We start from the raw sequence: 2,082 nt of genomic DNA on the forward strand, positions 1-2,082 counted from the left end.
ATAAAGTGGATATTTTTATGTGAGGTGTAGGCATTTTTATATAGGGGATGGTATTTGACAAATAATCATCTCCCATATATTCAGCAATTCCATTTAAGGTGCTGATCAACATCGCTGACGAAATTGTATTCCCAACGCTAAAGAAAGATTGATTATAAGCAATACTAATTTGTGCATCTTGTGCACTAACTAAGCGCTGCTCAGCACCTTCAGGAATAAATACAAAACCCCAAGCATCTGTTTTATTGATTAATTGTTCTGCTTCATCTTGACTGGTTGTAATCGTTTTAATTTTTATAGTGTGATTCACGCTCAAAGCATGAATAACTTTTCGGCTCATCCCGCTTTGATCTTGATCAATTACAATGATGGGTAAGTGATCAGGTTTACCAGCTGAAAACATGCTGCCAAAAAGTATAATGACCAATAATGGCGCGATGATTGCCATAAATAAATCAGCTTTATAGCGCTTTAAATAGCGTATTTCACGAAGCATTATGGCAAGCATGTGTTACTTTGCCTCTTCGATATTAAATAAAACGCTCATCCCAACTTTGAGATCAGGAATATTCTTTGTAGGGCTTAGATGGAATTTGAAGCTTCGAATATCATATCCACCAGTTTGTCGTGTGGTTTTTATCGTTGCAAACTCACCTTCGGCATCAATTTTCTTTACTTTAAATGTGACACTTTGATTCAATGCAGGAATGAAGCCTTCTAAGGTTTTTGATTTATAGATTGAGTTGTAGAGATCTTCTCTTACATTGAGACTGACCCATAATTCCTGATCTTCAAGGATGCTGACTACAGGTACACCAGTAGCAACAAATTCAGTTGGTTTACCATATGTTTTGGAAACAGTACCATCAATTGGCGCATAAAGTTTTGTTTCGGCAGTTAACGCATTTGCTTCATTCACCGCGGCTTGAGCAATAGCAACTTGAGCATCAGCGGTTGATTTTTGTTGTTCTGTACTGCCGCGTTTGGCGCGTGCATATTGTTGGTAAGCTGCTTCAGCGGCTTCTTTTGCAGAGGTTTGAGCTGCAAGCATTTCATCTCGTCGTTGACGAGAAATAACACCTTGTTGATAAAGGTTTTCACCTCGTTTGTAAGTCGTTGCAGCTAGGTCAGCTTGGGTCTTCATTGCTTGCCAGTTAGCGTATAGCGTATCAATGTTTTCTTGTTGAGAACCTCTATAGATTGTTGATTGAAAAGCGAGTGCACTTTGTAGTGCTGCTTGAGCTTGTTCTTTTTTTGCATCAAGTTCAGGGCTTACGAAACGAACAAGAGCTTGTCCTTTTTTTACTGGTTGTCCATCAGTGACATAGAATTCTTCAATACGACTAGGAACTTTGGTACTGATATGAACAGTTTCAGCTTCTACTCGTCCTTGTAACTCGATTGATTTTGGTTGATAAGCTTTCCATAAGCCAAAAGCAATCAAACTCAAGAGTAATAAGATAATAATGACGATCAGGATTTTTATTTTTGCATTATTTGAAGGTGGTGATGGTGTACCTGAATCAGTTTTAGAATGATCAACTTGACTGTCTGTTGAGTTTTCGATGATCTCGCTATTTGGATTATCTTCTGCATTGGGTGATGAAATATTTTGATTCATGATGTACTCCAATTAACGAATATAATCCGTACGAGGTTGGTTCACATAAAGCTTGAATTCTTCGATTGAACCGTAGCTTTGTAATAATGTTGCTAAAGATAATATGTATTTATAAGCATTTATCGCCATTTCACCTTTTAAAGCATTCAGCGCATTTTGTGCATCGATTACTTGTGTTGCTGTTCCCATACCTTCTTTAAAAGATAATTGTTGAATACGTAAGTTTTCTTCGGCTGCACGAGTATTTTTGATTAAGAGTTGATGACTTGTTTGAGATGCATTCAACTCACTATATGATTTATATAAAATATTTTCGATTTCTTGTTTTGTACGTTCAGTCATCATTTCTGCTGCATACCGTTTCAATTCAGCAGCATGAATATTTTTATTTTTATCAATACCAGAGAATAAATTGTATTTCGCCATCACGCCGATAATCCAATTTTCTTTATCATCTAACC

Annotated in this window: 3 protein-coding genes; all 3 read right to left on the bottom strand. The window is 36.7% G+C overall.

All coding sequences use genetic code 11. The annotated features are described in order from the left end of the window. The coding region (locus IRT38_RS08165; protein ID WP_194597415.1) for an ABC transporter permease at positions 1-508 on the bottom strand (508 nt) is incomplete at its 3' end. A gap of 3 nt (positions 509-511) precedes the next feature. Then, positions 512-1,621: an HlyD family secretion protein gene (locus tag IRT38_RS08170; protein WP_194597416.1), complete on the bottom strand. Its 1,110-nt coding sequence runs from the start codon at positions 1,619-1,621 to the stop codon at positions 512-514. 12 nt (positions 1,622-1,633) lie between these two features. Then, positions 1,634-2,082 (bottom strand): TolC family protein (locus IRT38_RS08175; RefSeq protein WP_194597417.1); only part of this gene is annotated, 449 nt, incomplete at its 5' end.

It is taken from the genome of Acinetobacter sp. SK-43 (assembly GCF_015351505.1).
GTDB lineage: Bacteria > Pseudomonadota > Gammaproteobacteria > Pseudomonadales > Moraxellaceae > Acinetobacter > Acinetobacter junii.

Bases quoted from the DNA above. Each gene is read 5' to 3' on its own strand.
- IRT38_RS08170 (WP_194597416.1), bottom strand. From the start codon at position 1,621: ATGAATCAAAATATTTCATCACCCAATGCAGAAGATAATCCAAATAGC.